Source organism: Primorskyibacter sp. S87, from assembly GCF_049801055.1.
Classification (GTDB): domain Bacteria; phylum Pseudomonadota; class Alphaproteobacteria; order Rhodobacterales; family Rhodobacteraceae; genus JBNAGF01.
Window position 1 is genome coordinate 121,752 of the sequence record NZ_JBNAGF010000008.1, and the last position, 26,373, is coordinate 148,124.

The 26,373-nt window shown below is 58.7% G+C and carries 28 protein-coding genes; 20 read left to right on the forward strand and 8 right to left on the reverse strand.

Features of this window, described 5'->3' with window-relative positions:
• The first annotated feature begins 59 nt into the window (after positions 1 to 59).
• The 3 genes from ACP15U_RS14595 to ACP15U_RS14605 all read left to right on the forward strand — a co-directional run bounded on the left by ACP15U_RS14595 (position 60) and on the right by ACP15U_RS14605 (position 1,918).
• The gene (locus ACP15U_RS14595; protein WP_425045883.1) at positions 60 to 896 is read left to right on the forward strand and encodes an EamA family transporter; all 837 of its coding nucleotides are present in this window, start codon (positions 60 to 62) and stop codon (positions 894 to 896) included.
• Between the two features lie 40 nt (positions 897 to 936).
• Positions 937 to 1,392 (forward strand): methylated-DNA--[protein]-cysteine S-methyltransferase, encoded by a 456-nt coding sequence (locus tag ACP15U_RS14600; protein ID WP_425045884.1) that lies wholly within the window; start codon positions 937 to 939, stop codon positions 1,390 to 1,392.
• Between the two features lie 67 nt (positions 1,393 to 1,459).
• On the forward strand, positions 1,460 to 1,918 hold the full coding sequence (locus ACP15U_RS14605) for a hypothetical protein (protein ID WP_425045885.1): 459 nt from the start codon (positions 1,460 to 1,462) through the stop codon (positions 1,916 to 1,918).
• A gap of 17 nt (positions 1,919 to 1,935) precedes the next feature.
• Here ACP15U_RS14605 and ACP15U_RS14610 read toward each other — a convergent pair whose 3' ends face one another.
• From ACP15U_RS14610 to fsa, 4 genes are all read right to left on the reverse strand, one after another.
• Entirely contained in the window at positions 1,936 to 2,658 is a 723-nt protein-coding gene (locus ACP15U_RS14610) for a CDP-alcohol phosphatidyltransferase family protein (protein ID WP_425045886.1), read from the reverse strand.
• A 47-nt stretch (positions 2,659 to 2,705) separates the two neighbouring features.
• The gene (locus ACP15U_RS14615; RefSeq protein WP_425045887.1) at positions 2,706 to 3,626 is read right to left on the reverse strand and encodes a tyrosine recombinase XerC; all 921 of its coding nucleotides are present in this window, start codon (positions 3,624 to 3,626) and stop codon (positions 2,706 to 2,708) included.
• On the reverse strand, positions 3,623 to 4,330 hold the full coding sequence (locus ACP15U_RS14620; RefSeq protein ID WP_425045888.1) for a DUF484 family protein: 708 nt from the start codon (positions 4,328 to 4,330) through the stop codon (positions 3,623 to 3,625). Before ACP15U_RS14620 ends, ACP15U_RS14615 begins: the two co-directional genes overlap by 4 nt.
• Before the next feature lie 211 nt (positions 4,331 to 4,541).
• Positions 4,542 to 5,195: a fructose-6-phosphate aldolase gene (gene fsa / locus ACP15U_RS14625; RefSeq protein WP_425045889.1), complete on the reverse strand. Its 654-nt coding sequence runs from the start codon at positions 5,193 to 5,195 to the stop codon at positions 4,542 to 4,544.
• A gap of 99 nt (positions 5,196 to 5,294) precedes the next feature.
• On the opposite strand from fsa, the gene ACP15U_RS14630 reads away from it, so the two are divergent.
• On the forward strand, positions 5,295 to 7,502 hold the full coding sequence (locus ACP15U_RS14630) for a primosomal protein N' (RefSeq protein WP_425045890.1): 2,208 nt from the start codon (positions 5,295 to 5,297) through the stop codon (positions 7,500 to 7,502).
• A 147-nt stretch (positions 7,503 to 7,649) separates the two neighbouring features.
• Here ACP15U_RS14630 and ACP15U_RS14635 read toward each other — a convergent pair whose 3' ends face one another.
• Complete coding sequence (locus tag ACP15U_RS14635; RefSeq protein ID WP_425045891.1) at positions 7,650 to 8,711, reverse strand: YeeE/YedE family protein; 1,062 nt, start codon at positions 8,709 to 8,711, stop codon at positions 7,650 to 7,652.
• 166 nt (positions 8,712 to 8,877) lie between these two features.
• Between ACP15U_RS14635 and ACP15U_RS14640 the strand changes: the two genes are divergently transcribed.
• The 3 genes from ACP15U_RS14640 (at position 8,878) to ACP15U_RS14650 (ending at position 11,535) form a co-directional block, all read left to right on the forward strand.
• Positions 8,878 to 10,110 (forward strand): MFS transporter, encoded by a 1,233-nt coding sequence (locus tag ACP15U_RS14640; protein ID WP_425045892.1) that lies wholly within the window; start codon positions 8,878 to 8,880, stop codon positions 10,108 to 10,110.
• A gap of 101 nt (positions 10,111 to 10,211) precedes the next feature.
• A complete protein-coding gene (locus ACP15U_RS14645) occupies positions 10,212 to 11,084 on the forward strand; it encodes a 50S ribosomal protein L11 methyltransferase (RefSeq protein ID WP_425045893.1) in 873 nt (290 codons plus the stop codon).
• 106 nt (positions 11,085 to 11,190) lie between these two features.
• Positions 11,191 to 11,535: a hypothetical protein gene (locus tag ACP15U_RS14650; RefSeq protein ID WP_425045894.1), complete on the forward strand. Its 345-nt coding sequence runs from the start codon at positions 11,191 to 11,193 to the stop codon at positions 11,533 to 11,535.
• Positions 11,536 to 11,714: 179 nt separating this feature from the next.
• On the opposite strand, the gene ACP15U_RS14655 is transcribed toward ACP15U_RS14650, so the two are convergent.
• Entirely contained in the window at positions 11,715 to 11,933 is a 219-nt protein-coding gene (locus tag ACP15U_RS14655; protein WP_425045895.1) for a DUF1127 domain-containing protein, read from the reverse strand.
• Positions 11,934 to 12,267: 334 nt separating this feature from the next.
• On the opposite strand from ACP15U_RS14655, the gene ruvC reads away from it, so the two are divergent.
• From ruvC to ACP15U_RS14675, 4 genes are all read left to right on the forward strand, one after another.
• Positions 12,268 to 12,765, forward strand: coding sequence for a crossover junction endodeoxyribonuclease RuvC (gene ruvC, locus ACP15U_RS14660; protein WP_425045896.1), 498 nt, complete (start codon positions 12,268 to 12,270; stop codon positions 12,763 to 12,765).
• A complete protein-coding gene (ruvA, locus tag ACP15U_RS14665; RefSeq protein WP_425045897.1) occupies positions 12,762 to 13,436 on the forward strand; it encodes a Holliday junction branch migration protein RuvA in 675 nt (224 codons plus the stop codon). The genes ruvC and ruvA overlap by 4 nt, the downstream gene beginning before the upstream one ends.
• Before the next feature lie 11 nt (positions 13,437 to 13,447).
• Complete coding sequence (gene ruvB, locus ACP15U_RS14670; RefSeq protein ID WP_425045898.1) at positions 13,448 to 14,476, forward strand: Holliday junction branch migration DNA helicase RuvB; 1,029 nt, start codon at positions 13,448 to 13,450, stop codon at positions 14,474 to 14,476.
• A 154-nt stretch (positions 14,477 to 14,630) separates the two neighbouring features.
• Positions 14,631 to 15,254, forward strand: a complete 624-nt coding sequence (locus ACP15U_RS14675; RefSeq protein WP_425045899.1) for a hypothetical protein — start codon at positions 14,631 to 14,633, stop codon at positions 15,252 to 15,254.
• 547 nt (positions 15,255 to 15,801) lie between these two features.
• Here ACP15U_RS14675 and ACP15U_RS14680 read toward each other — a convergent pair.
• A complete protein-coding gene (locus ACP15U_RS14680) occupies positions 15,802 to 16,590 on the reverse strand; it encodes a delta-class carbonic anhydrase (RefSeq protein WP_425045900.1) in 789 nt (262 codons plus the stop codon).
• Between the two features lie 346 nt (positions 16,591 to 16,936).
• A complete protein-coding gene (locus ACP15U_RS14685) occupies positions 16,937 to 17,329 on the reverse strand; it encodes a hypothetical protein (RefSeq protein WP_425045901.1) in 393 nt (130 codons plus the stop codon).
• A 136-nt stretch (positions 17,330 to 17,465) separates the two neighbouring features.
• On the opposite strand from ACP15U_RS14685, the gene ybgC reads away from it, so the two are divergent.
• The 9 genes from ybgC (at position 17,466) to ftsH (ending at position 26,243) form a co-directional block, all read left to right on the forward strand.
• On the forward strand, positions 17,466 to 17,858 hold the full coding sequence (gene ybgC / locus ACP15U_RS14690; RefSeq protein WP_425045902.1) for a tol-pal system-associated acyl-CoA thioesterase: 393 nt from the start codon (positions 17,466 to 17,468) through the stop codon (positions 17,856 to 17,858).
• 110 nt (positions 17,859 to 17,968) lie between these two features.
• Positions 17,969 to 18,664: a protein TolQ gene (gene tolQ / locus ACP15U_RS14695; protein WP_425045903.1), complete on the forward strand. Its 696-nt coding sequence runs from the start codon at positions 17,969 to 17,971 to the stop codon at positions 18,662 to 18,664.
• 3 nt (positions 18,665 to 18,667) lie between these two features.
• Positions 18,668 to 19,141 (forward strand): protein TolR, encoded by a 474-nt coding sequence (tolR, locus tag ACP15U_RS14700; RefSeq protein ID WP_425045904.1) that lies wholly within the window; start codon positions 18,668 to 18,670, stop codon positions 19,139 to 19,141.
• 9 nt (positions 19,142 to 19,150) lie between these two features.
• The gene (locus ACP15U_RS14705) at positions 19,151 to 20,233 is read left to right on the forward strand and encodes an energy transducer TonB (RefSeq protein ID WP_425045905.1); all 1,083 of its coding nucleotides are present in this window, start codon (positions 19,151 to 19,153) and stop codon (positions 20,231 to 20,233) included.
• Positions 20,230 to 21,561 carry a Tol-Pal system beta propeller repeat protein TolB gene (gene tolB / locus ACP15U_RS14710; protein WP_425045906.1) on the forward strand — a complete coding sequence of 444 codons (1,332 nt, stop codon included), beginning with the start codon at positions 20,230 to 20,232 and terminating at the stop codon, positions 21,559 to 21,561. The genes ACP15U_RS14705 and tolB overlap by 4 nt, the downstream gene beginning before the upstream one ends.
• Positions 21,562 to 21,653: 92 nt before the next feature.
• Positions 21,654 to 22,163 (forward strand): peptidoglycan-associated lipoprotein Pal, encoded by a 510-nt coding sequence (gene pal, locus ACP15U_RS14715; RefSeq protein ID WP_425045907.1) that lies wholly within the window; start codon positions 21,654 to 21,656, stop codon positions 22,161 to 22,163.
• Positions 22,164 to 22,168: 5 nt separating this feature from the next.
• Positions 22,169 to 22,987, forward strand: coding sequence for a tol-pal system protein YbgF (ybgF, locus tag ACP15U_RS14720; protein WP_425045908.1), 819 nt, complete (start codon positions 22,169 to 22,171; stop codon positions 22,985 to 22,987).
• Positions 22,978 to 24,249, forward strand: a complete 1,272-nt coding sequence (gene tilS / locus ACP15U_RS14725) for a tRNA lysidine(34) synthetase TilS (RefSeq protein WP_425045909.1) — start codon at positions 22,978 to 22,980, stop codon at positions 24,247 to 24,249. Before ybgF ends, tilS begins: the two co-directional genes overlap by 10 nt.
• Positions 24,250 to 24,326: 77 nt before the next feature.
• The gene (gene ftsH / locus ACP15U_RS14730; RefSeq protein ID WP_425045910.1) at positions 24,327 to 26,243 is read left to right on the forward strand and encodes an ATP-dependent zinc metalloprotease FtsH; all 1,917 of its coding nucleotides are present in this window, start codon (positions 24,327 to 24,329) and stop codon (positions 26,241 to 26,243) included.
• Positions 26,244 to 26,373 lie beyond the last annotated feature (130 nt).

Below are 26,373 nucleotides of genomic sequence, written 5' to 3' on the forward strand. Positions count from 1 at the left end.
ACGATCACGGGCCGGGTTGCGCAAATGCAGGCGATCTCCCACGGCCACGAGACACCCCCGTGACACTCTTCGTATTTCTTGCGGTTCTGCTTGCTGCCTTTTTGCATGCGCTGTGGAACGCGTTGATCAAGACCGGCACCTCGAAAGTGACCGGAATGCTGATCATGACCGTGGTGCAGGGCTCGCTCGGGTTGGTGATCGCGCTGACCCGCCCTTTTCCGACGTCCGAAGTCTGGCCATGGTTAATTGCGTCGGGGCTGTTTCACGTATTTTACAAGCTGTTTCTGGCCTTTGCCTACGAGCAGGGTGATCTGAGCCGGGTCTATCCGATTGCACGGGGGGCTGCCCCGTTGATTGTCACCGGGTTCAGCGCGCTGTTCCTCTCTGACCAGATCGCAGGTGCGGAATATTCAGGGATAGCCTTGCTCGGCATAGGTATTGCGGTGATGGCCCGTGGGGCTTTTGCCAACGGTGAGTCGCGGCGGCTGGTCCCGCTGGCTTTGGGTTCGGCGGTGATGACCGCCGGCTACTCGTTGGTGGACGGGTTGGGTGCGCGCGTGGCCGGAGATGCAGTGACATTCGTGGCGTGGCTGTTTGCGCTGGACGCGGCGTTATTCGTGCCTGCTGCGCTGGCCCTGCGTGGCCGGGGCATTGTCCGGTCGAACCGGCAGGACTGGTTGCTCGGGAGTGTGGCGGCAATTGCGTCATACGGCGCTTATGCGATTGCAGTATGGGCGATGACACAGGCACCGATTGCGCTGGTCGCGGCACTCAGAGAAAGCTCAATCCTCTTTGCGGTTTTGATCGGCTGGCTGCTGTTCGGTGATCGCATGGACCGCACTAAGGCCTTGGCTGCCGGGCTGATTGTGGCAGGGATGGCGCTGACACGGGTTTGACCCCTTGCCCGGCCCCGAAACCCCGGTCAGACTGAGCTTTATGGGGAGCATTGCAATAGAAACCCGATTTGGCCGTCTCGGCATAACCGAGGCCGACGGCGCCATCGTTGCAGTGAACTGGGATGGTAAGGATGAGGGGGTGGTAACTCCCTTGTTGAAAGAGGCAGCAGCGCAGCTGGTCGCCTATGATAGTGGAGAATTGGAAACATTTGACCTGCCTCTGCGGGTTGACGGCTCGGCATTGCAGAAATCGGTATGTGATGCCATGCTCGCCATCCCTTTTGGCTATACCCGAACCTATGGTGAGATTGCCCGTGATCTGGGGGTTCCGGCGCAAGCCGTCGGGCGGGCTTGCGGCGGCAATCCCATCCCGGTGATCATTCCCTGTCACAGGGTGATGGGGGCGAAGGGGCTGACCGGTTTTTCCGGTAAGGGTGGGGTCGAAACCAAGGTTGCACTTCTACGCCACGAAGGCGCAGCGGGCTTGCTCATCTGACTCAGATCAAGGCACAGTCCGGGCAGATCCTGTCAGAACAATATGCGGGTTTTTGAAGGAGACCGAAATGACCGATCGTGCAGCACGCAAAGCAGCCGTGCAAAAAAGGCTTATGGCTTTGGAAGAGGCGGAACTGGCGGCGGCCAAGGCCCATTACGAGGCGTTCCTGCATGACAGCGCCCTTGATGATCGCGAAGCCCATGACAAGGATGAAATTGCAATGTCTCGAGAGAATGCCGACTTGGCGGCAGCCTTTGACACACCGGTGCATACCCATCACGCAAAGATTGACGTCATTGAAAACCTCGATTTCTCGCTGAAAGAGGTTGTCGAGCCGGGCGCCGTTGTGTCGTTCAACGGCCGCAGCTTTATCATTGCAGTGTCCACTGTCCGGTTTGACGTTGATGGGCAGACCTATATGGGGATCTCGACCCAAAGCCCAATCTACAATGCCATGAAGGGCCTCGAAGAAGGCGCAAGTTTTGCCTTTAACGGACGCGAAATGACACTGGACGAGGTGTTCTGACACCGGTTGTCCGCTTCTCAGGGGCGGGCGGCTTGCTGGTCAGTGCCCTGCTTGCGTTCGGGGATGATCTGCTGCGCGATGCCCGCAAACAGCAGATAGACCGATGAAATGACCAGTCCCCAATGCGCCCAGCTTTCGGGATGGAAATCGACCCATGCCGCCCAACCTGCGAAGAAAGTCCAGATCAATGCCATGGGCAGGCTCAAATTGCGCCAGCGTTCCGTCCGGACAGGGTGGATGAATTTCAACGGCAAAAACATGCCCACGGCCAACAGGGTTACAAGCCCGAGACTGACCCAGAAATTCGGCTGCAACGCAAAAATGACCAGCACCACCATGTTCCAGCATCCGGGAAATCCGGAGAAGGAATTGTCCTTTGTTTTCATTCGAGTGTCAGCGAAATACATCGCGCTGGCAAAAGTGATTATCAACAGTGCGAACCAACCGGTCCAGCCGTCCATCAGCCCGGACTTGAACAGTGCAAATGCAGGAATGAACACGTAGGTCAGGTAGTCGATGATCAGATCCAGAAGCACCCCGTCGAACTCGGGTGAGTAGTGCTTGACATGGTATTTTCGGGCCAAAGGTCCATCTATGCCATCCACTGCAAAGGCCACTACGAGCCAGACAAACATGAGGCTCCACTTGCCTTCGACGGCGGCGAGCATCGCCAGCATGGCGAACACGGCACCGGTTGCAGTCAGGAGATGAACGGAGAGGGCGCGAAGTTGCGGAGTCATTCGGTCTCAATGCCTCAAAACGTTGCCAAGCGCAAACGGATCCCGGGTCAGGCCTTGGGATGGGTGCGGTTATAGACGTCCATCAGATGTGCCGTATCGACGGCTGTGTAAGCCTGTGTGGTTGAAAGGGACGCATGGCCCAGCAATTCCTGAATTGCGCGCAGGTCCCCGCCAGCGCCCAGCAAATGCGTCGCAAAACTATGGCGCATCGCGTGTGGTGTGGCAGAGGCCGGCAGCCCCAGTTGCATCCGGGCCCGCGCTACCGCGCCCTGTATCTGTCGCGGGTTCAGTGCGCGCCCGCGTACGCCCCGAAACAGCGCCTGTTCCGGTGTCATTTCGAACGGGCAAAGATCCAGGTAGTCATCGACAGCATCGCGGGCGGCCGGAATGACCGGAACCACCCGTTCCTTGCCACCTTTTCCCAGAATGCGGAGGGTACCGGGCAGAGGGGCATTCCTGCCGGTCAAACCCAGCGCCTCGGATATTCGCAGGCCACAACCATATAGTAGCGTTACAACCGCTACATCCCGCGCCGCGACCCAGGGGGTTTCCGATTGCAGCTCTACCGTATCAAGCATCGCCCGGGCCGCGTCTTCGCTTAAGGGGCGGGGGAGCTTGCGTTCGAACTTTGGTGCACGGGTGGACAGCACGGTGGTTGGTTCGAACCCTTCGCGTTCCGCCAGCCAGCGATAGAAGCTCTTGACTGCAGACAGTTTACGCGCCAGCGACCGCGCGCCGATACCACCCGATCGGCTGCGCGCCATCCAGGCACGCATATCCGCGACGGTGATCTGCTCAAGAGCCCGCAATCCCTGCGGGCTGCCCTGATGCACCGTCATGAACGAGATGAATTCGATAACGTCGCCCTGATAGGCAGTAATCGTATTATGCGCCGCGTCCTCAAGTGCCCTTTGGTGCTGCAACCAGCGTTGCAGCGCGTCCTGGGCGGCTGGAGAGATCAGGCTCACGCGAGCCAGTGGCGCATCGATCTTTCGAAGACGCCAGCGAAGAAGGTGAGCAGGTCCGTCCCTTGCTGCGGGGTGAACTGGTGCGGATCCTCTGACCCCATGAGAAACAGGCCGGGCAAACGTCCTTCTCCCAGATCGAGGCGAATGCAGGCTTCGGATCGGATCCAGTCGGCACGCTCTCCGAAAATCTGCTGATCTCCGCCATGGATCTGCCGCAGGGTGACCTGCCGGATCGGGCCGCCTCGGTTCTGGGTGACATAAGTGTCAATGTACCCCGGTTCCACCACCCGCAACACCTGATCCAGCCGCTGCACGGCGGGGTTGGCTTTGTTTTGAACCGACTCCAGCATCAGCGCGGCCGCGTCGACCCGCAGGATCTCGGCGACTTCGCCCCCCAGATCTTCGAGGAAGGTTTCGAAATCAGTTGGGTCGAGCATTCTCAGGATCGCCCGGTGCACAAGGTTGGTCCCTGCGAGATTGTCATAGGCGGCGGCGATAACGCTGCGGTGCGTGTCTTCGAGCCGGTCCAGCCGGGCTTCGAGCCGCTCCATTGCTATTCCCCGCAGGTCTATGATGTTGCCGCCCATAGATTTTTCGTTCGCGGCGACGAGGGCGCGCATCACGTCCGAATCTTCAAGCACGACATCGGGTTTGGCAATAATTGCCGCGCGGAGGTCTTCCGCAAGGGTGGGGCTGCTGCTCATTGACTGCCTCTGGTCTTGTATTTTTTTGGGTTTATAGCACGACTTCCCGGACTCTGCCGACGAAAATCATCCGAAAGTCCAAAAAATGGGTTAACTGCAACAATCCGATAAGCGGTAATTGTGAAAACCCGCGCCCAACGAAAAAGGCAGCGCAGGAAAGGCGCTGCCCTGTAGCCGGGTTGTGACCCCGGTCATTGGAATCCTGCGGAGATCAGAGGATCTTGATGCCTGCGGCGTCGATATCGGCGAGGAACGCCGCAAGACCCTTGTCGGTAAGCGGATGGTTCACCATTGCTTTGATCACGCCGGGGGGGGCAGTAATCACGTCGGCGCCAATGCGTGCGCTGTCGAGCACGTGGTTCACGGACCGGATCGATGCGGCAAGGATTTCGGTTGTGAATCCATAATTGTCGTAAACGGTCCGGATATCTTCGATCAAGTCCATGCCATCGAGGTTGATGTCATCTAGGCGCCCGATAAACGGCGAGATGAAAGTCGCACCGGCTTTTGCTGCCAGCAGAGCCTGATTGGCCGAGAAACACAGCGTCACATTCACCATGTGGCCGTCATCTGTCAGCGTCTTGCACGCCTTCAGGCCATCCCATGTCAGTGGAACCTTGACCGCGATGTTTTCGGCGATTTCGACCAGCTTGCGGCCTTCGGCGACCATCGTTTCGGCGTCGGTGGCGGTTACTTCGGCCGAAACAGGGCCATCCACGAGATCACAGATCTCTTTGGTGACTTCGATAATGTCACGGCCGGATTTCTTGATCAGCGAGGGGTTGGTGGTGACACCGTCAACCATGCCGAGGTCGTTCAGTTCGGCAATGGCGTCGATCTCGGCAGTATCAACGAAGAATTTCATGTCGGCAGTCCTTTGGTGGGTTGGCCTTGGTCGCGCATGGCTTTACCCCATGTGAAGCGGGATCGAAACCCCGCAGTCGCAACGATCGAAAGGTGACCTGTGCAAACCCCCACGCCGGAACCGGAGTTTTTCGAACAAGGCGAACTGGTCGGTGTCCTGACCACGCAACCGCTCGACAGGTTGCTGGATTACAAGGCGCCAGAGGGCGGGTGCTTTGCAGGTGCATTTGTCGAGGTTCCGCTGGGTCCGCGAAAGGTTCTGGGCGTGATCTGGGGTGCTGGCCGGGGCGACTTTGACAGGTCAAAGATCCGATCGGTCATTCGCGTGCTCGAAGGGCCGCCGATGCGCGAGGAGATGCGGCTTTTCCTCGGCAAGGCAGCCGACTACACTCTCACCCCCATGCCGGCCATGTTGCGACTGGCGACCCGGGCGCCGGGGCTGGGGGATCCGCCTTCGATGCGCAAGATCTATCGACCCGGTGACGGGGAACCCGACAGGATGACCGATGCCCGCAGGCGGGTTCTGGAGGTTCTGCAGGCCTATGGCGGTCTCGCATTTACACTGCGCGAATTGTCGGACATGGCAGGGGTCACGTCCTCGGTCGTCAAGGGCTTGGTAAAGCAGGGCGCAGTGCGCGAAGAAGACAGCCCCCGCGACCTTCCGTTCCCGACCCTCGACCCGGATCTTTCCGGCAAGGATCTGACCGAGGATCAGGCTTTGGCTGCGCAATTCCTGCGCGACGCTATGCAGGGGGGCAATTACGGCACGACCCTTCTTAAGGGGGTGACAGGGTCGGGTAAGACCGAAGTTTATCTCGAGGCCGTTGCAGAATCCCTGAGGATGGGGCGTCAGGCGCTGGTTCTGCTGCCGGAAATCGCTTTGACTGCCGAATTCCTCACCCGCGTAGAGGCGCGGTTCGGTGCGCGCCCTGCCGAATGGCATTCCGGTGCCACCATGACCGAACGCAGACGCATCTGGCGCATGGTTGGGCAGGGAGGTGCGCAATTGGTCGTCGGCGCCCGGTCGGCGCTGTTTCTGCCGTTCCGGGATTTGGGACTGATCATCGTCGATGAAGAACACGACACGTCTTACAAGCAAGAGGAAGGGGTATTCTACAACGCTCGCGACATGGCTGTGTTGCGGGCGGCGATATGTGGGGCGCGGGTGGTGCTGGCCAGTGCAACACCTTCGCTCGAAAGCTGGGCCAATGCCGAAGCGGGCAAATACGGCCGGCTCGAGCTTACCTCCCGGTTCGGCGCGGCAGTTCTCCCCGAAATGCGTGCCATCGACATGCGCTCGGAGACTATGCCTGCCGGAACCTGGATTTCACCGACCCTGAAACAGGCCATGCTGGACCGGATGACCAAGGGAGAACAGTCGCTCCTGTTTATCAATCGCCGCGGTTTTGCGCCGATCACGCTCTGCCGGGCGTGCGGTCAACAGATCGGGTGTGATCATTGCGACGCGCGCATGGTCGAACATCGTTTTCTGAAACGGCTGATGTGCCATCAATGCGGTGAAACCAAACCTGTCCCTGAAACCTGCCCGGCTTGTGGTGTGGAGGGCAAGCTTGCTCCGGTCGGTCCCGGCATTGAGAGGTTGGCCGAAGAAGCAACGGCCCTGTTTCCGGATGCACGAATCGCGGTTCTGAGCTCGGACATGTTCGGCTCGGCACGGGCGTTGAAGGCCAAAATCGAAGAGATCGCCGAAGGTGATGCCGATGTGATCCTTGGCACCCAACTGGTGGCCAAAGGACACAACTTTCCCAAACTGACACTGGTCGGCGTGATTGATTCAGATCTCGGCTTGCAAGGGTCGGACTTGCGCGCGGCCGAACGTACATTTCAGCTCATGCGTCAGGTGGCTGGACGCGCGGGTCGGGCTGACCGCCCCGGACTGGCCCTGTTGCAGACGTTCCAGCCGGAGCATCCGGTCATCCAAGCTATTCTCTCGGGCGACGAAGACGGGTTCTGGAGAGCCGAAGCCGCCGAACGGCAGGCCGCCGGAGTGCCGCCTTATGGCAGGATGGCAGGCATTATTCTGTCCGGTCCCGAAGTCGGCCCGGTCTTTGATCTTGGCAATGCCATGGCGCGAAATGACACGCCTCTGCGGCAGATCGGGGCGCAGGTGTTTGGCCCAGCGCCGGCGCCGATTGCGCGGATCCGTGGCCGTCACCGGGTTCGCCTTCTGGTCAAGGCGCCCAAAGGCGCGTCCATTCAGGATGCCATAGCGCGTTGGATCGCGCCATTACGGCTCAAGGGAGATCTGCGCCTGTCTGTGGATATCGATCCGCAGAGCTTTTATTGACCGCTCAGGAAAGACGGGTTTCAGTCAGGGGTTCTGTCCCGTCGCCTGTGGCGTTTTCTCGGGGTAATTTCGGCGAGATGAATGAGGAATCCTGGTCTTCATCTTTTGGCAAATACTCCGGAGCGCGAGGCGGAGCCTCGCTGAACATTACGCCGTGACCGTCTTCCCGGGCTGGTCCACGAGATAATCGGTCAGCATCGCTCCGACCCACATGAAAAAGAGCGCAACCCAGGCGGTGCCCACGAAAATCGAACCCCCGGTGACACCGGCTCCGATTGCACAGCCCCCGGCCAGCATACCGCCGAACCCCATCAGGGCTGCTCCGATCATGGCCTTGCGCATGGTGACCGGGCCATCGAACGCCTGAAGTTTCATCTCGCCGGATAGCCCGGCAGCGACCATTGCGCCAATAAAGACGCCGGGCACCAATCCGATATCGAATTCGAGAATGGCGTTGCGGTCGAGGAAGAACATTAGCGTATGAGCTGACGGGCCGGTAAAGGTGGCGCTTTCGATCTGCACCGGTTCAAACGCCACTTGCGAAAGTGCGTAAGTCAGGACCCACCCGAGGGCCACGGCAAAACCAACACCAGAGGAAAAGATCAGGCGGGGTGCGCCGATGTGATTGCGACGCGCAAGGATCAAGGCCAGAACGGCAATGGTCAGTCCCAGCACCAACCCGGCCTGATTTGGAACACCCATTGTGGCCAGCAGGTCCATGTTGCGTCCGCCATCGGTTATCCAGAGCCCGGCTATTCTGTCCCGCATCGGCGACAGAATCCCAGCAAGGCTCATCTGAGCCACAACCGCAAAGATCAGCCCCGACACAACGGACCGCAGGTTGCCGGTCGCAGCCAGAACCAACAGACGGCCCGAGCACCCCCGCGCCAATACCATTCCGGCCCCGAACAGAAGCCCGCCAACGATTGCGCCGGACCAGCTGCCCGGGACGGCCATCATTCGCGCGTCGGCGCTGTCCATCAATCCTAGAAGCTGCGCAGCCTGAACCCATACCAACGCAGTAGAAAATGTCAGGAGCCACACTGAGACCTTGTCCCCCATCCGACCGCGGGCAAACTCGACGGTCGCGGCGCGCAGGCAAAAGCGCGAGCGCTGTGCCGCGATACCGAATGTTACGCCTGTTACGAGGCCAAACAATGCCGCCGTCGGTGCTTCGCCGATACGTTCCAGAAGGGTAACGAGATCCATGGTTCCTTCCCCAAAGAAATTCACGAATCGAGATATGTGTATGAAGCCCATCGCGCCTTGATGCAGATCAGTTTGGACCGAATGCGATCTGCGCATCCTCGCAAAGGCGCTGTGCGACCGAATCTTTCCTCTCGCCAATCAACAATGAGAGGCGTATGCGGACGGTATGACGAAAACCGTGTCCCTGTCCGATGCACATCACCTGCCTCGCTGGCGCAGGCCGGTTGCGCTTTTGTTCCTGATGGCCTTGGCCATGCCAATCGCATTCAACGGCTGGAGCGCGTTGCTCAACAACTTCGTCATCGAGGTGGCCCAGTTTGACGGCGCCGATATCGGCCTGCTGCATACGGTGCGGGAAATCCCCGGATTTCTTGCCGTCGGTGTAATCGCAGTCATCCTGTTCATTCGCGAGCAGGTGCTGGGCCTGATTTCGCTGGCCCTTTTGGGCGTGGCGACAGCAGTAACGGCCTGGTTTCCTAATCTGGGCGGGTTACTGTTCGTAACCCTCTTCAGTTCGATCGGGTTTCACTATTTTGAGACCGTGAACCAGTCACTGCAACTGCAATGGCTGCCAAAGGATCGTGCCCCGCAGATCTTGGGCTGGTTGGTTGCGGCCGGGTCGGCTTCGACGCTGGTGGTCTATGGTCTGATCGTGCTGACTTGGGAAAGGTTCGATCTGTCCTATAACCTCGTCTTTCTGCTGACCGGAGGCGCAACCGCGCTGATCGCTCTGTTTGCGCTGGTTGCCTACCCGCAGTTTGAATCGCCAACGCCACAAACCAAGAAACTGATCCTCCGACGGCGCTATTGGCTCTACTATGCCCTGCAATTCATGGCCGGTGCCCGGCGGCAAATCTTCGTGGTGTTTGCCGGTTTCATGATGGTTGAACGGTTCGGCTTTGACGTGCACCAGCTGACGGGTCTTTACCTGATCAATCTGGTCATCAACATGATGGCCGCTCCGATGCTTGGGCGCGCTGTTGCGCGGTTCGGAGAGCGCCGAACATTGATCTTTGAGTATGCAGGGCTGGCATTGGTTTTCGCGGCTTATGGCGGGATCTACTGGTTTGGATGGGGTGTCGTGCTGGCCGCGGCGCTGTATGTGATTGACCATGTGCTGTTTGCGCTGGCCCTTGCCTTGAAGACCTATTTCCAGAAAATTGCCGATCCGGCGGACATTGCTCCGACTGCGGCTGTGGCCTTTACCATCAGCCATATCGCTGCGGTGTTCCTGCCTGTCTTACTGGGGCTGCTTTGGGTGGTCTCGCCGGCTGCAGTATTCGGGCTGGCGGCGTTGATGGCGCTTGTATCCCTTGGGCTTTCGCTTTTGATACCGCGCGACCCCGAACCGGGCAACGAAACGATCCTGTCAAAATACGCGGCAGCCCCGGCGGAATAGGAACGGCACAGCAGCTTCTGCCGATTGATCAGATCGGTGCGGTAGCTTGACGTCGAGGTCGCCCGGCCCTAGGCGCATGCACAGAGAGACAGGAGAATTCGATGCCCACCTTCACCGCCCTCACGACCCTGACCGGAAAAGCCGCCGCCGAAAAGCTGGGAGAAGCGATGGAGCGCCTCTCGCCTGAACCGACCGGGATTGGTGTGTTCGAGGTCGAGGACGGTTCGGGCCTTTGGGAAGTCGGAGGCTATTTTACCGAAGCACCCGACGAAGCCGCTCTGGCGGTGCTGGCCGCAGCCTTCGATGCCAAGCCATTTGTCGTGTCGGAACTTCCCGAAACTGATTGGGTTGCTCATGTCCGCCGGGAATTGGCGCCGGTCGAGGCAGGGCGGTTCTTCGTCTACGGCTCCCATGATGCCGACAAGCTGCCCGAGGGAAAGATCCCGTTGCTGATCGAGGCCGCGATGGCATTTGGTACGGGGCACCACGGAACGACCCTCGGCTGCCTGAAGGCGCTGGACCGGTTGATCGGCGAAGGTTTCGAAGCAGCGAAGGTTGCCGATATCGGTTGCGGAACGGCGGTCCTAGCCATGGCGGCAGCGCGGGTCTGGGATGGGGACATTCTGGCATCTGATATCGATCAGGTGGCCGTAGAGGTGGCCGAGGCGAATCTGAAGGCCAACGGTATGGAGGGAACCGTGACCTGCCTTGAGGCCGCTGGTTTTGATCATCCTGATCTTGCTGCCAACGCACCTTATGACCTGATTTTCGCGAACATCCTCAAGGGACCGCTCGTCGCGCTCGCTCCCGACGTGACGGCGCATTTGCGACCGGGCGGTTACGCGATTCTATCGGGAATCCTGAACGAGCAGGCAGAGGCAGTTGTGACTGTCTATAGAGAAAGCGGAAACAATCTTGTCGGACGCGAGGAGATTGGTGACTGGACGACGCTTATTTTGCAGAAAATGGCTTAATTTTGGCAAGTTTTAGGGGCATTTAAGACGCTGGCCCTTGATTTGCCACAGTTCGGACGTAGGGTAATTGAACCGCTGGTGGGGGCCAGAGGTTTCGGAGGCTGCCATGGTCGATGACCATCTGCTTTTCAATCAGCGCGTCAACCGACTGACGCGAAAGCATCGCGCAATGGCGCGTGGATACAAGGCGCAAATGCAGCCCGACGGGCTGATCGTCATGAAGCCCAGAGGACGTCGCGCAGGAATCTCGCTTCGTCCGATCCTGTATGCCATCGCGATGCTGCTGTTGTTCAAGGGGTTCCTTGTCGCGCATCTCGGAGTTCCGGGATACAGCGATCGGCTCGCGCGTTTGGAGGAAGGCACTGCCGTTGAAAAGGCAGGTGCTTGGGCAATGCAGATTGATCCTGTGACGCAATTGATCGCGGACCAGATCTATCCCTATCTTCACTGAACAAGCCGCTGAAGCGGACATACTGGCGCCCGCTTCGGGTGCCTCTTGCATTGATGTCGCCGGGCGTGGCAGATCCGCATTGAGAACTGGGGGCAGTCTTGTCTTGTGCACCTGTTCAAAAAAAAAGCGCCGCAGCTTTTTAGCGCGGCGCTCTTTTCACTCTCCCGGCTAAAAGGAGATCAGTAGTGGACCTTGCCGGTCGCGACTGCGTCGATATCACAACGGTTCAGACCGATATCTTCCAGTTCGCGGTCGGTCAGTGCGCTCAGCGCCTTGCGTGTAACGCGTGCGTCATTCCAGTTAACGACAGTGCCGAAAAACACCGAGGCTTTTTCGGCGATACGGCCGACGAGGCCGTGCGAGCCGTAGGTGGTGCGGGTGGTGTCAAATGCAGCCATATCCTTGTCCTTCAGGTTCTGGGGTTTTGATCATTTCGTTTCGATGAAGCGCAAATAGGAGGACATAATTCCTCCCGCAAGCCGCAGTTTTTGCATGTTCAGTATGCAGTTTTTGCATAGCTGAATTGGTCGATATCGGCTTTGAAACAAACGTGATCGCGCGGTGTCGCAATTGAGATATTCTGCGCCGCAGCATGTCGCATTTCGACAATCCAGCGCTGTGTGAGGTGGAAATTGTTTCGATGGGATCACACCAACATCCTTGGAAAATGTTCGCGTTTCGTGCTAATTCTTCGAAAAAATATGAAACCGAGGTTTGGGCAGGGATTGAAACATGCGGATTCTAGGCATCGATCCGGGTCTTAGAACCCTCGGATGGGGCGTGATCGAATCAAACGGATCGCGTCTGAGCCATGTTGCCAATGGGCTTTGCCGGTCCGATGGGGATGATCTGGGTGAGCGGCTATTGTCTCTGCACAACCAGATGGTCGAGGTGATCGACGCGTTCCGCCCGGATCAGGCGGCCATCGAACAGACATTCGTGAACAAGGACGGGGCAGGGACTCTCAAGCTGGGTCAGGCGCGCGGCGTTGCCTTGCTGACACTGGCCAAGGCCGGTCTGCCGGTCGGAGAATATGCGCCGAACCGCGTCAAGAAGACGGTGGTGGGCGTCGGGCATGCCGAGAAAGAGCAGGTATTGCACATGGTCAAACTGCAATTGCCCGGCTGTCAGCCCAAAGGGCCAGATGCCGCCGATGCCTTGGCGATAGCGATCTGTCATGCCTATTATGGAAAGGCGCAGCAAACGCGCCTCAAGGAGGCGCGGGCATGATCGGCAAGCTCTCAGGTAGGCTTGACTACAGAGCCGCGGATCACATCCTGATTGACGTGCGCGGCGTCGGGTACATTGTCTATTGTTCAGACCGGACTCTTGCGGCGCTTCCAGGGGTCGGAGAGTCAGTCTCTCTCTACACGGATCTTGTCGTGCGAGAGGACCTGATGCAGCTCTACGGGTTTCTCTCGCTGGTCGAAAAGGAATGGCACCGGTTGCTGTGTTCCGTTCAGGGCGTAGGTGCCAAGGTATCGCTGGCCATTCTTGGAACACTTGGTCCCGATGGCGTCAGTCGTGCGGTCGCCTTGGGCGATTGGGCGTCCGTCAAGGCAGCCAAGGGTGTTGGTCCAAAAACAGCGCAGCGGGTGGTTCTGGATCTCAAGGACAAGGCGCCCGGTGTCATGGCTATGGGCGGCACAATTGCCGACGCAATGGACGGGCCCCCGGTCGACGTGGTGGATGTGATCGAACCGGTGACGAAACCAGCCCCTGCAAAACCCCCGAAACGGGAGGCCGCCGCTCAGGCGGACGCTCTGTCGGCGCTGGGCAATCTTGGATACGCTCCCGGGGACGCGGCGGCTTCCGTTGCCGAGGCCGCCGGCGCAAACCCCGATGCGGACACATCGGGCCTGATCCGGGCCGCGCTGAAACTGTTGGCGCCCAAGGCTTGAGGACCTGAATGATGATCGACGCCGACCCGACACTGCGCCCCGACCCGCTTCCCGAAGATCAAGGAGAAAACGACCGCGCCCTGCGTCCACAAAGCCTTGACGCCTTCATAGGACAGGCCGAAGCGCGGGCCAATCTGCGGATCTTCGTTCAATCGGCGCGACAGCGTGGTGAAGCCATGGATCATACGCTGTTTCATGGCCCTCCGGGTCTTGGCAAGACGACACTGGCTCAGATCATGGCGCGGGAACTTGGGGTCAACTTTCGGATGACATCCGGTCCTGTATTGGCCAAGGCCGGAGACCTTGCCGCCATTCTGACCAATCTGGAGGCACGGGATGTGCTGTTCATCGACGAGATTCATCGCCTGAACCCGGTGGTCGAAGAAGTTCTTTATCCGGCGATGGAGGATTTCGAACTGGATCTTGTGATCGGAGAAGGGCCTGCTGCGCGAACGGTTCGGATCGAGCTTCAGCCGTTTACCCTGGTCGGGGCCACGACCCGTATGGGGTTGCTGACCACACCGCTGCGCGACCGTTTCGGCATCCCGACGCGGCTGCAATTCTACACTGTCGACGAGTTGCATGAAATTGTAACCCGTAACGCACGCAAACTCGGCGCTCCGGCCGATGAAGAAGGAGCTCGTGAGATTGCTCGAAGGGCCAGAGGCACGCCACGCATCGCCGGGCGATTGCTCCGCAGGGTGGTGGATTTTGCCATTGTCGAAGGGGACGGTCGGATCAGCCGCGAACTGGCAGACAGTTCTCTGACTCGTCTGGGTGTGGATCACTTGGGGCTGGACAATGCCGACCGGCGTTATCTGCGCCTGATCGCCGAGAACTACTCTGGCGGACCGGTTGGGATCGAAACCCTTTCGGCGGCCCTTTCTGACAGCCGTGACGCTCTGGAGGAGGTGATCGAACCCTACCTGCTCCAGCAAGGCCTGATTCAGCGTACACCAAGGGGCAGGATGCTGGCGCAGAAAGCGTGGGACCATTTGGGAATGCCGATGCCGAAGCGACAAAGCGACCTGTTCAGCTGAATTCCCATTTTGCTGTTTCCGGATCAAATCTAAGGCATTCGTTGGGACTGTTGACGAAACACACCATAACGGGGCGGTTTGGGAACCAATATGTTGTTATGTCGTCCGTGTGCTTGCTACAAATTTCCCGAGTTTTTCTTGAAAGGTGGTTTCCATGACTCCGGAGCAAATTGAAGAATATTTCACCCGTTCTGAGAACGGCTTTGTCTTTGCGCGCTGGAGCCGTCCGATCGCGCCAGTTGCCTTTGGGGTGAAGGATGAAACGCTCGGGGTCATCAAAGGGGCCTTCGAAGCCGTTGCCCAGCTTGCCGGGCACAAGCTGGCAGACACCGACCCTGATACCGGCAGCAACTGCATGATCTTCTTTTTTCAGGAATGGGACGAGTTGCTGGAGGTGCCGGATCTGGACAAGGCCGTTCCAAACCTCGCGCAGCTTGTCGAGCGCGTGAAGGCGGCGAACGCAAATCAGTATCGCCTTTTCTCCTTCAATGAGGATGAAGGGATAAAATCCGCCTTCATTTTCCTGAAGATGGACGAGGCCCTGTCTTCTGTTCCCGCCGAAACAATGCTTTTGGGGCAGGCCGTGCAGGCGATACTGTTGTGGAAGGACAGTGCCTTCAATCAGGTTTCAGCTTTCGAAGAGAAAGATGGCCAAGCCGTTCTGCGTCATGACATTGCGACGTTGATCGCGGCCGCATACGATCCGACCTTGCCCGCAATGTCGCGCGACCCATCTCACGCGCTCAGACTGCATGCAAGGATCAGCAATCTGCAATGATACCATAGGTATCCCGTACGCGTCTGTTATGGAGACCGTCAGTTCGTTTGCGGTCGTCCGTGGCTGTTAGCTGAGTTTTTGTTGATATCGCCCTTTCCCTGATTTGCCGTTGACACGCGTTCTTCGTGCAACGTCCATGACCATCGTTGGAAGCACGAGCGAGACGCTATCGGCCGGGGACAGAAAGGGGATAAGCGCATGTTGACGGATTTGCAGATCCATTGCCTGAAACCCACTGCAAAGCACTGTCTGGTCGCGGTAGGGGGTGGCCTCTCCACCCGCTTTGAGCCAATGGTTGGAAGAACTGGATTGCCCGCAAGTCGGACCTGACGCGCGGTCTCGGGAGTTGCGGGCCTTGCTGACCTTCTTCGAAACGGCCTCAATGGGCAAAGTCGGGCCATGCCGCTTATTCCTGAATGATGCGGTCAAAGCGCGAACTGCACCCGAACGGGACGTGCTTCAGCTGTGATCTTCGCAGGTGCAGCAATGCTATCGGCCAACAGACTTCAAGAACTGCTTCGTCAGTCCTGCAAGACTTGTCTTTGCATTACTTGATGGGAGACAGGAGGGCTTCGGACGTCACGATCTGGCGAACCCCATGAGCATGGTTTTCCTCAAACACGTTGCTCTCGGCCCATTTATGCAAAGAGCTGACGTCTATCTGCGCACATTGAGGCCGTACGCTCCATGTACCTAGGTATGGGGAGCAGTTCTCTTCGGTGTAACTCGGACCGGTCGTCGAGCCTACGTAGACAATTGGTGTTCCAGTTGAATCAGGCAAGGCGTTGGGCTGGTGCAGTCCGTTCACAATGTTGCTGCCTGAACCATAAGTAAAAAGTGCAAAATCCAATGCGTTTGCGTCATTGATCACACTGAAAACCTGGGCTTCGACCCTTAGTTGCGGGTTGATGCAGCTTTCTGAAAAACACGATCCCAACGAATGCCCAGGCGCAACGTCGCATGTGGTAAACACCCAATGCACTTCAATAGTATCGCCGGTTGTAACCCCTTTGAGTGGTCCTTGCCCCTCAAAAGGATCCGCCAGTTGGGCCTCCGATAGGGACGAGCTGTCGTTGCACATCCATCCGCCATGTTCGCCCGCACCGCCTGACGTGGAAAAGCCGGGGCCTTTGTGTTCGGCATTCCTGTGCAGATGGATGTCGCACAAGTTCATCTGTGCAGCTTCCGGAGCCTTGGAGTAGATGGTTTTGTTGGCGCCGGAGCTCTCAGAAATGTCTCTTGGCGCTTGGGGCCCGAAGCCTGTGCAAATTCCTGATGCGAAAGCGGCACCGGCGGTAAGACATAATGTGGCGGTTGAAAAAGCAAAAAGTTTCATGCGACGATTTCCTCGGTTTTTTACGGCCGAATACCTCAACATGTTGGCCGCTCATTTCGCTACAAGAAAGCCGGACCATCGGGATAATCGGCCACGTTTGAACTTTCCCTTATTCGTGGTGCTGAGTTCAAGTATACAGCAGCGACGCGCACTGAGCGATAATTTCCCAAACTACGCAGTTTGCAACTATCGCACCGCTAGACCCAGCATTGAGATCAAACAGGACGTGTTCGATGCTCGCCTGCGGAAAGCCGTGCTCAATCGCCAAGAGTCGTTTGATGAACCGGTTGAGTTGCGAGCGTGCGATTTGCGACTTCAGCAACTCGCAGAAATGTCCGCGACCCGGTCATTCGTTGGATTTTCGCTGCCAAGGCAAAGCGAAAATCAGAATTACTTTGACCAGACCTTTAATTGGCTTTCTTTGCGCCAAGCTTGCCAAAAAATAGGTCATACCTGCATTGGCCTGATGCTCAATCGCGATCAAGCCGTGATAGCTGTGCGAGGCGATCACGCGCCGTGCGGTGTCACCGGGGCAGAGTTGGCTTTTGCCGATGAACGGCAAGTTCCCTTGCGCGTCAATACGATTGGTGTAGGCGACGGTCATGTTGTTTTCCAAGTCTCGGGATGGAACGGTGAATTCATCGACCCAAGGGTCCAGAGACATGAGCGCCGCCGGAACGAGCACCGCTTGCGCGCCGAGGCGGGCGGCAACGAATCGGCTGCATCCAATGGTGCCCATTTGCCCGTCTTGTCTTTCCTCTCTGAGAGTGCGCTATTTGTGGTAGCGCGGGTGTGACCTGAATAATGCGTGCTCGCCCCAGCAAGTCGACTTGTCGCGGGCATCATGGGTGAGGGTGCTACTGAAGGGTAAAAGATTGCAAAGACAAACACATGAGTACCCTATCAGGGTCTACTACGAAGACACTGACATGGGCGGGATCGTCTATCACGCCAACTACCTGCGATACATTGAGCGGGCGCGTTCGGACTGGGTGCGCCAGCTTGGCAATGATCAGAACGCGATGCGCGAAGCAGGCATCGTCTGGGTCGTGCGCAAGATCGAGGCAGAATTTCTTTCCACCGCAAAGTTCGAAGACCAGCTGATGGTAGAAACTGAGATGCTGTCGGTTTCGGGCGCGCGTCTGACAATGGGGCAGGTGGTGCGTCGCGACGACACCGAGGTATTCAGGGCAACGGTCACTGCCGTTTGCATGAATTCTGCAGGAAAGCCGGTTCGTCTTCCGGCAGAGATTCGCGCATTGCTGTAATAATTTCCCTGCCATGGGTGGATATGTTGGCAATCTCTTACGATCTGCGTTAGCGTTTGGCCATTCAAGGCCGGAGTGAACACGGCCGTAACAGGCAAAAGAGCAGGTAGATGGAAGCAGAAACCCTCGCTTTGGCGCAGGAGATTGATTTCTCCATGTGGGGTCTTTTCGCGCGCGCGACCCTGATCGTGAAACTGGTAATGCTGATGCTGACCATTGCCTCGATCTGGGCCTGGGGCATTATCATCCAGAAACTGATGACCTATCGCGCTTCCCGTCAGGAGGCAGACGTATTCGACCGGTCTTTCTGGTCGGGAGAACCCCTTGATGAACTCTTCGAACAGCTCGGTCCGACCCCGACTGGCAGTTCGGAAAAGATCTTTGCAGCGGGAATGACGGAATGGCGCAGATCGCACCGAACCGATGGCGGCCTGATTGCAGGTGCGCAGGCGCGGATTGACCGGTCGATGGATGTCGCCATCAACAAGGAAGCCGAGAATCTGCAAAAAGGGCTGCCGGTCTTGGCGACCGTTGGTTCAACGGCTCCGTTTATCGGCCTGTTTGGGACCGTATGGGGCATTATGAACGCCTTTATCGAGATCGCCGAGCAGCAAAACACCAACCTTGCAGTGGTTGCGCCGGGTATTGCCGAGGCACTGCTGGCCACTGGGCTGGGGCTCCTCGCTGCGATCCCGGCAGTCATCTTCTACAACAAGCTGAGCGCGGATAGCGACCGGATTATCGCGGGCTGGGAGGCCTTTGCCGACGAATTCGCCACAATCCTCTCCCGGCAACTGGATAGCTGACCGATGGGCGCGGCAATACAGCAATCGACAGCAGGAGATCGGCGGCGCGGACGCCGTCGCCGCCGGGCCCAGCCGATGGCCGAAATCAATGTGACGCCTTTCGTGGATGTCATGCTTGTCCTGCTCATCATTTTCATGGTGGCGGCCCCGCTTTTGACCGTTGGTGTTCCCGTCGAGTTGCCGAAGACGGCGGCAGGTGCCCTGCCGTCGGAGAATGAGGAACCACTGAGTGTAACTATAACCGCAAAGGGCCAGGTGCAGATCCAGACAACCGACGTGCCACGCGGGGAGTTGGTGGCCAAGTTGCGCGCCATTGCGGCCGAGCGCAGCAGTGATCAGGTGTTCCTGCGGGCCGATGGCAATGTTCCTTATGCCGAAGTCATGCAGGTCATGGGCGCACTAAACGCTGGCGGGTTTTCCAATGTGGGGTTGGTCACCGATACAGGTGGCCCCACCCTCGATGAAGGCGGAGAGTGAGGCCTCGGTTTGCAGACCGGCACCAAGATCTCGGCGATTGCCCATGTCACTCTGATCGGCTGGGCGTTCTTGGGCGGCGTGTTCCGCTCCGAGCCGCTGCCGTTTGAGGTGCAGGAAGTCTCCGTCATTTCGGCCGAGGAGTTCGCGGCGCTGTCGTCGCCCAACCCTGCTCCTGATTTGCAGGAAAGCCCGACCGAATTGGAGCAACCCGAAGTGAACGAACAGGTTGCCGCGCTTCCTGAACCGCCAAGGCCGGAACCCGAACAGTCGCGGCCGGACCCCGCAGAGCAACCACAACCCGATCCCGAACCCGACCCGGTCGTCGAAGCGCCGGAACCGGACGTTCCGGTGCCCGACACGCCAACGCTTGTTCAGCCGCAACCCGATTTGCCGCCGATACCGGCCCCGACCGGAGAACGACCCAAGCCCCGCCCGGTGGATCGGGTGGCTCCGGTTCCGGTTGAGGCACCTCCTCCCGAGGCAACGCCGGACGAGGTCGAAACCCCCGCTGTGACAGCGGATCAAGGTGCGGAAACCCCGCAGGAGGAGCAGGAGGCGACTGCCCCAGAAGAAGCCACCGATCAGATCGCGACTGAAGCCAACGAAACAACTGAACTGGCTCCGTTGCGCTCTCCGCGTCCGCCTGCCAAACGCCCGACGCGTCCCGAACCCACGGAAACGGCGGCTCGGCCGGATACGTCATCTTCCATTGATGATGCGCTGGCCGAAGCGATGAGCGGGACAGCCGCTGCCGCGCCGGCACCGTCCGGCCCGCCGATGACGGGCGGGGAGCGCGATGCGTTCCGCGTGGCCGTGCAGAACTGCTGGGTTGTCGATGTCGGCAGCCCTGCCGCCAGCGTAACCGTGGTCATCGCCATGAGCATGGACCAGAACGGCAAGGTTCAGCCCGGGTCGTTGCGTTTGGTTTCCAGCGAGGGCGGCGACGACCGCGCCTCGCGCGCGGCCTTCGAAAGTGCCCGTCGGGCCATCCTCCGATGTCAAAAGGATGGATACAAACTCCCGCGGGACAAATACAGTCATTGGCGTGACATCGAACTGACATTCAATCCTGAGAGGATGCGAAGCAGATGATGCGAGTATTGGTTAATCTCTTTCTGAGCGTCGGTCTTGGCGCGGCATTCCTGATCCCACAGGCCGAGGCGCAAAATGGGCCCTTGCGACTTGAGATCACCGAAGGTGTGATCGAACCGCTGCCGTATGCCGTGCCGGACTTTGTTCCAGACAGTTCCGCAGCTGCGAATGTATCGCGCGACCTGAGCAGGGTAATTGCCGCGGACTTGTCCGGCACCGGCTTGTTTCGTGAAGTTCCGTCGAGCGCCTTCATCAGCCAGATCACTGATTTCAACGCGCCGATCCAGTTTGCCGACTGGAAAGCAATCAATGCACAGGCTTTGGTCACCGGGGCTGTTTCGGTCAGTGGAAACAGGCTGACGGTTCGCTTCCGGGTATGGGACGTGTTTTCCGGGGCGGAGTTGGGCAATGGCCTGCAGTTCGCCGGAACCACGGAAGGGTGGCGTCGCATGGCGCACAAGGTCGCCGACGCAGTCTATGGCAGGATCACCGGCGAGAGCGGATATTTCGACAGCCGAGTTGTGTTTGTCTCCGAAAGCGGCCCAAAGAATGAACGGCGCAAGCGGCTGGCAATCATGGACTATGATGGTGCCAACGTGCAGTACCTGACTGACAGCGCGGCCATTGTTCTGGCCCCGCGCTTCTCTCCAACCGGCGATCGTGTGTTGTACACCAGCTATGAAAGCGGATTTCCGCGCATCTATGTGCTGGATGTCGGGCAGGTGCGACGGCGTGTTCTCGACACTCAGGATGGTGCGATGAGCTTTGCTCCGCGGTTCTCCCCGGACGGACAAACGGTGGTGTTCTCGCTTTCCGCAGGTGGCAATACCGATCTGTTCTCGATGGACATAGGTTCCGGGCGGAGGACCCGGCTGACGTCGGCGCCTTCGATTGAAACCGCACCCAGTTATTCACCGGATGGCAGCCAGATCGTGTTTGAAAGCGACCGATCAGGGTCACAGCAGTTGTACGTCATGCCAGCGTCCGGAGGCGAGGCAAAAAGGATTAGCTTTGGATCAGGCCGTTATGGCACACCCGTCTGGTCGCCGCGGGGCGATCTGATCGCCTTTACAAAGCAAAGCAAGGGGCGGTTTCACATTGGCGTGATGCGGACCGATGGCAGTGAGGAAAGGCTGCTCACGGCCTCATTCCTGGACGAAGGACCAACATGGGCGCCAAATGGGCGAGTGATCATGTTTACCCGTGAAACACAGGGGGCGCAGGGTCGTGCTTCGCTCTATTCCGTGGACATTTCCGGACGTAATCTGAAACCCGTCCGCACCCCTGATGGTGGAAGCGACCCGTCTTGGTCACCTTTGCAGGAGTAAGGCGCCGGGTTGACAGTTAGCGTGCGTTCACAACGAGTCGGTGCTGTGATAAAGCTGTACGCAACAACAAGCGAAGTAACGAGGCAATTGGCATGAACATTTTGAGCAAACTGATTTCGGTCGGCGCGCTGGTTGCGTTGGCCGCGTGCACGAACGCCACGGATCTGGACGGCTATGGGTCCGGCGCCGGCGGAGCCGGTTCCGGCGGTGCGGCCGGGTCTGCATCCGACCCAACGTCTCCGGCATATTTTCAGCAGGCAGTTGGTGATCGGGTTTTGTTCGAGGTGGACCAGTCCACGTTGACCGACGCCGCCCGGGGAATTTTGCAGGGTCAGGCAGAATGGCTGATGCAGAATGTCGATTACTCGGCCGTGATTGAAGGTCACGCTGATGAGCAGGGGACACGAGAATACAACCTTGCCCTTGGGGCTCGTCGGGCCAACGCGGCGCGGGAATTCCTGATTTCTCGTGGTGTGGCTGGCAACCGCCTGAAAGTTCTGAGCTACGGCAAGGAACGCCCGATCGAGATCTGCTCCGAAGAAGCTTGTTACGCCAAGAACCGCCGTGCTGTGACCATCTTGTCCAGCGATCTGACAGGATGAGAACGATGCGCCGGTTTTCTGGCCTGATACTATCGGCAAGCCTTCTGGTTTCGGCTGGCTCTCTTGCCGCGCAGGACAGCCAGACCTTGGCTGATATTCGGCAGGAACTTACCGTTCTCAATGTTGAGATCCAACGTCTGAAGCGGGAACTTGTCACCACCGGGGCTCCGGAAACAAATGTTGCCGGAGACTCGGTGCTGGAACGGATCGGCGCGATTGAGGCCGAGTTGCAGCGACTGACGTCACAGACCGAACAACTGCAGTTTCGGGTGGACAGCATTGTTCAGGACGGGACCAACCGGATTGGGGATCTGGAATTCCGGCTTGTCGAATTGGAGGGCGGTGATGTGAGCCAGCTGGGGGAAACCAGCACGCTCGGCGGGGGTAGTGTTGCCCCTGTCCCGAGCGCGCCGGAGGCTGGTTCAGGAAGTGGCGAGCTGGCCGTTAGCGAGCAAGCCGAGTTTGATACCGCGGCCGCGGCGCTGGATGCGCAAGACTATGCAGGTGCGGTCGATCTCTTTACCCGGTTCGAGCAATCTTATCCCGGCAGCCCGCTTGCAGCAGAGGCGCATCTGAAGCGAGGAAAAGCTTTGGACGGTCTTGGCGATACCCGCGAAGCGGCTCGTGCCTATCTTGCGGCTTTTACCGGAAACGCCTCGGGGCCCATCGCGCCTGACGCGCTTCTGGCGCTCGGGTCGGCGCTTGGGCGGTTGGGTCAGACCAGTCAGGCCTGCATTACGTTGAGCGAAGTTGCATCACGGTTCCCGTCTTCTGCCGCTGTGGCCTCTGCACAGCAGGAGATGTCCGCGCTGGGATGCAGTTGAGCGGCTGCGAGAATCGCCTTCTGGATGATCTCCGGTCCCGGCTGCCGGATCCCGCTCCGGCCCGCATTGGCATTGCGGTGTCCGGTGGTAGCGACTCCATGGCTCTGTTGCACCTGATGAACCGGTGTTTCGCGTCGGGCGCTGTGCAGGTTTTGGCAGCGACTGTCGATCACGGGTTGCGGCCCGGGGCCGAGGAAGAGGCACGGGTCGTCGAACAGGCTGCCAGAGACCTCGGAATTTCTCATGTGACCCTTCGTTGGGACAAATGGGATGGCCGGGGCAACCTGCAGGATCAAGCTCGAAAGGCCCGCTATGACTTGCTTACGCGATGGGCACGATCCCAGCGGATCGATGTTCTCGTTATGGGTCATACGATGGACGATCAGGCCGAAACCGTGCTGATGCGGCTGGCGCGTTCAGCCGGGTCAGGCGGGCTGGCCGGGATTCCGCCAAAGCGCGTGGTGGATGGCGTCGCTGTTCTGCGCCCGCTGCTCGGCCAAACCAGAGCAGACCTGCGAAGCTACCTGAAAGAAAGGGGTGTCGGCTGGATCGAGGATCCGTCCAATGACGACACGCGATTCGAACGGGTTCGCGTGCGGCAGGCGTTGCCCGAACTGGCGCGATTGGGGATTTCCGCCGATGTTCTGGCGGATGTGGCGCGCAATATGCAAAGTACCAACGATGCTTTGGCCCACTATGCGGCACAGGAAGCAAAGACACATGTGGGTATTGAAGCCGGGGATCTGATCCTGAACCGGGACGGACTGGAGGCGATGCCAGCAGAAATCGCTCGCCGGCTTCTAGACCGGGCAATCCGCTGGGTTGCTGGACAGGAACACCCGCCCCGTCGCGATCCACTGGGCAAGCTGTTCGCGGAGATTTCGGCCGGGCGCTCGCGAACATTGGGTGGATGCCGCATTCTGGTTAAAGGCGAAAATGTCCGTGTGTGCAGGGAACATGGCGCCATTCTCGGTATGCGTTGCCTTGTCACGGATCCATGGGACGACCGGTGGCAGTTCGAAGCTCCACCCGGCAACCTCTTGTCGAATGAACTGACAGTGGCGGCGCTGGGCGAAGCGGGCGTTGCCCAATGTGCTGAGTGGCGCGAATTTGGGCGGCCGTATGCGGCTGTTCTGGCTGATCCCGCGGTGTGGCACGGTGATGATCTCGTCGCTGCCCCCACGTTAGGCAAGGCCAACGGATGGCAGCTCAAGCTTCTGCGAGGCAAGGAAGAGTTCTTTGCATCGCTTTTATCGCATTGAACCTGCTCCAAAGGTCTCTATTTTAGTGGTCTAACCGGCTGCATTCAGTTTGCAGCCGTGAGAGATGGAGAGTTTCCTTGGGAAATGCGCGTAATATCGCCTTCTGGGTCGTTTTGTTCCTGCTGATCCTGGCATTGTTCAATCTGTTCAGCGGGTCGGGCGGAACCCTGCAAAGCCGCGAGATCACTTTTTCCGATTTTGTGAGCCAGGTGAACGACGGAGAAGTTTCGCAGGTCACGCTGGATGGCGAACAAGTTCGTTTTCGTGGTAGCGATGGTCAGGAGTATGTGACCATCAAGCCGGAAGATGCCGAGATCACGACCCTGCTGATCGACAAGGATATCCCTGTTCGGGCGGAGAAACAGCAGCAATCCGGTTTCCAGTCGTTCCTGATTACCCTATTGCCGTTCATTCTGCTGATCGGCGTCTGGGTCTATTTCATGAACCGGATGCAAGGTGGCGGCAAAGGCGGCGCGATGGGCTTTGGTAAATCCAAGGCCAAGATGCTCACTGAAAAGCATGGGCGTGTGACCTTTGATGACGTGGCCGGTATCGACGAAGCCAAGGAAGAGCTCGAAGAGATCGTCGAATTCCTGCGCAACCCACAGAAATTCTCGCGTCTTGGCGGCAAGATCCCAAAGGGCGCGTTGCTGGTCGGCCCGCCGGGCACCGGTAAGACGCTTCTGGCACGTGCGATCGCGGGTGAGGCGGGTGTGCCTTTCTTCACCATTTCCGGTTCCGACTTCGTGGAAATGTTTGTCGGCGTGGGTGCGTCCCGCGTGCGCGATATGTTTGAGCAGGCGAAGAAGAATGCGCCATGTATCGTGTTCATTGACGAGATCGATGCTGTCGGACGCCATCGGGGCGCGGGCTATGGTGGTGGAAATGACGAGCGCGAACAGACGCTCAACCAGCTGCTGGTCGAAATGGACGGGTTTGAAGCCAACGAAGGCGTGATCATTCTGGCGGCCACCAACCGCAAGGATGTGCTGGACCCTGCGCTGCTGCGCCCGGGCCGGTTCGACCGTCAGGTGACGGTTGGCAACCCGGATATCAAAGGTCGGGAAAAGATCCTCGGCGTGCATGCCCGCAAGACACCGTTGGGTCCCGACGTGGATCTTCGCATCATCGCGCGGGGGACACCGGGCTTTTCCGGTGCCGATCTGGCCAACCTTGTGAACGAGGCGGCTCTTATGGCCGCGCGGGTGGGCCGGCGCTTTGTCACCATGGAAGATTTCGAGAACGCCAAGGACAAGGTGATGATGGGGGCCGAGCGGCGCTCGATGGTGCTGACACAGGACCAAAAGGAAAAGACGGCCTATCACGAAGCAGGACATGCTGTTGTCGGGCTGGAGCTGCCACTCTGTGACCCGGTTTACAAGGCTACGATCATTCCGCGCGGGGGCGCCTTGGGGATGGTTGTCAGCTTGCCGGAAATGGATCGCCTGAACTACCACAAGGATGAGTGCGAGCAAAAGCTGGCGATGACCATGGCTGGCAAGGCTGCCGAGATCATCAAATATGGTGAGAACCATGTGTCCAACGGCCCGGCCGGTGACATTATGCAGGCCAGCCAGTTGGCGCGTGCAATGGTGATGCGGTGGGGCATGTCCGACAAGGTCGGCAATATCGACTATGCCGAGGCTCACGAGGGCTACAGTGGGAATACTGCGGGCTTCTCGGTCTCAGCCCACACCAAGGAACTGATCGAGGAAGAGGTCAAGGAGTTCATCCAAGTCGGTTATGAGCGCGCGCACAAGATCCTGACGGAGAAGTCTGAGGAATGGGAGCGGCTCGCGCAGGGGCTTTTGGAATACGAAACCCTCACCGGGGAAGAGATCAAGCGCGTGATGAACGGCGATCCGCCAAACTCCGGGGATGATGAGGGTGACGCGTCGGATGAAGGCAATGCGCCAAGCGTTACTGCCATTCCCAAGACCAAACCCAAACCGCAGGCCCCCGAAAGCGGATTGGAGCCAGAACCAACCGTCTGACGCAATCGCCAAAGTTTTTGACAAAAGGCGCATGAAGGGCCCGAAGGAACTCCTTCGGGCCTGTTCTTTTGTGCAGGACTGGTGAAACCAACGATGATGTGCAAACCTCCGGCACGTCAGGGGTAAGGGA

What these genes read in the sequence shown, in the direction of transcription:
- ruvC (WP_425045896.1), top strand. Translation starts at nt 12,268, where the DNA reads ATGCGGATTCTAGGCATCGATCCGGGTCTTAGAACCCTCGGATGGGGC.
- tolR (WP_425045904.1), top strand. Translation starts at nt 18,668, where the DNA reads ATGGGCGCGGCAATACAGCAATCGACAGCAGGAGATCGGCGGCGCGGA.
- tilS (WP_425045909.1), top strand. Translation starts at nt 22,978, where the DNA reads ATGCAGTTGAGCGGCTGCGAGAATCGCCTTCTGGATGATCTCCGGTCC.
- ACP15U_RS14620 (WP_425045888.1), bottom strand. Translation starts at nt 4,330, where the DNA reads ATGAGCAGCAGCCCCACCCTTGCGGAAGACCTCCGCGCGGCAATTATT.
- ybgF (WP_425045908.1), top strand. Translation starts at nt 22,169, where the DNA reads ATGCGCCGGTTTTCTGGCCTGATACTATCGGCAAGCCTTCTGGTTTCG.
- ruvB (WP_425045898.1), top strand. Translation starts at nt 13,448, where the DNA reads ATGATCGACGCCGACCCGACACTGCGCCCCGACCCGCTTCCCGAAGAT.
- ACP15U_RS14605 (WP_425045885.1), top strand. Translation starts at nt 1,460, where the DNA reads ATGACCGATCGTGCAGCACGCAAAGCAGCCGTGCAAAAAAGGCTTATG.
- ruvA (WP_425045897.1), top strand. Translation starts at nt 12,762, where the DNA reads ATGATCGGCAAGCTCTCAGGTAGGCTTGACTACAGAGCCGCGGATCAC.
- ACP15U_RS14655 (WP_425045895.1), bottom strand. Translation starts at nt 11,933, where the DNA reads ATGGCTGCATTTGACACCACCCGCACCACCTACGGCTCGCACGGCCTC.
- fsa (WP_425045889.1), bottom strand. Translation starts at nt 5,195, where the DNA reads ATGAAATTCTTCGTTGATACTGCCGAGATCGACGCCATTGCCGAACTG.
- ACP15U_RS14640 (WP_425045892.1), top strand. Translation starts at nt 8,878, where the DNA reads ATGACGAAAACCGTGTCCCTGTCCGATGCACATCACCTGCCTCGCTGG.
- ACP15U_RS14610 (WP_425045886.1), bottom strand. Translation starts at nt 2,658, where the DNA reads ATGACTCCGCAACTTCGCGCCCTCTCCGTTCATCTCCTGACTGCAACC.
- ACP15U_RS14680 (WP_425045900.1), bottom strand. Translation starts at nt 16,590, where the DNA reads ATGAAACTTTTTGCTTTTTCAACCGCCACATTATGTCTTACCGCCGGT.
- tolB (WP_425045906.1), top strand. Translation starts at nt 20,230, where the DNA reads ATGATGCGAGTATTGGTTAATCTCTTTCTGAGCGTCGGTCTTGGCGCG.
- ACP15U_RS14645 (WP_425045893.1), top strand. Translation starts at nt 10,212, where the DNA reads ATGCCCACCTTCACCGCCCTCACGACCCTGACCGGAAAAGCCGCCGCC.
- ACP15U_RS14675 (WP_425045899.1), top strand. Translation starts at nt 14,631, where the DNA reads ATGACTCCGGAGCAAATTGAAGAATATTTCACCCGTTCTGAGAACGGC.
- ACP15U_RS14650 (WP_425045894.1), top strand. Translation starts at nt 11,191, where the DNA reads ATGGTCGATGACCATCTGCTTTTCAATCAGCGCGTCAACCGACTGACG.
- tolQ (WP_425045903.1), top strand. Translation starts at nt 17,969, where the DNA reads ATGGAAGCAGAAACCCTCGCTTTGGCGCAGGAGATTGATTTCTCCATG.
- ACP15U_RS14600 (WP_425045884.1), top strand. Translation starts at nt 937, where the DNA reads ATGGGGAGCATTGCAATAGAAACCCGATTTGGCCGTCTCGGCATAACC.
- pal (WP_425045907.1), top strand. Translation starts at nt 21,654, where the DNA reads ATGAACATTTTGAGCAAACTGATTTCGGTCGGCGCGCTGGTTGCGTTG.
- ACP15U_RS14635 (WP_425045891.1), bottom strand. Translation starts at nt 8,711, where the DNA reads ATGGATCTCGTTACCCTTCTGGAACGTATCGGCGAAGCACCGACGGCG.
- ACP15U_RS14685 (WP_425045901.1), bottom strand. Translation starts at nt 17,329, where the DNA reads ATGGGCACCATTGGATGCAGCCGATTCGTTGCCGCCCGCCTCGGCGCG.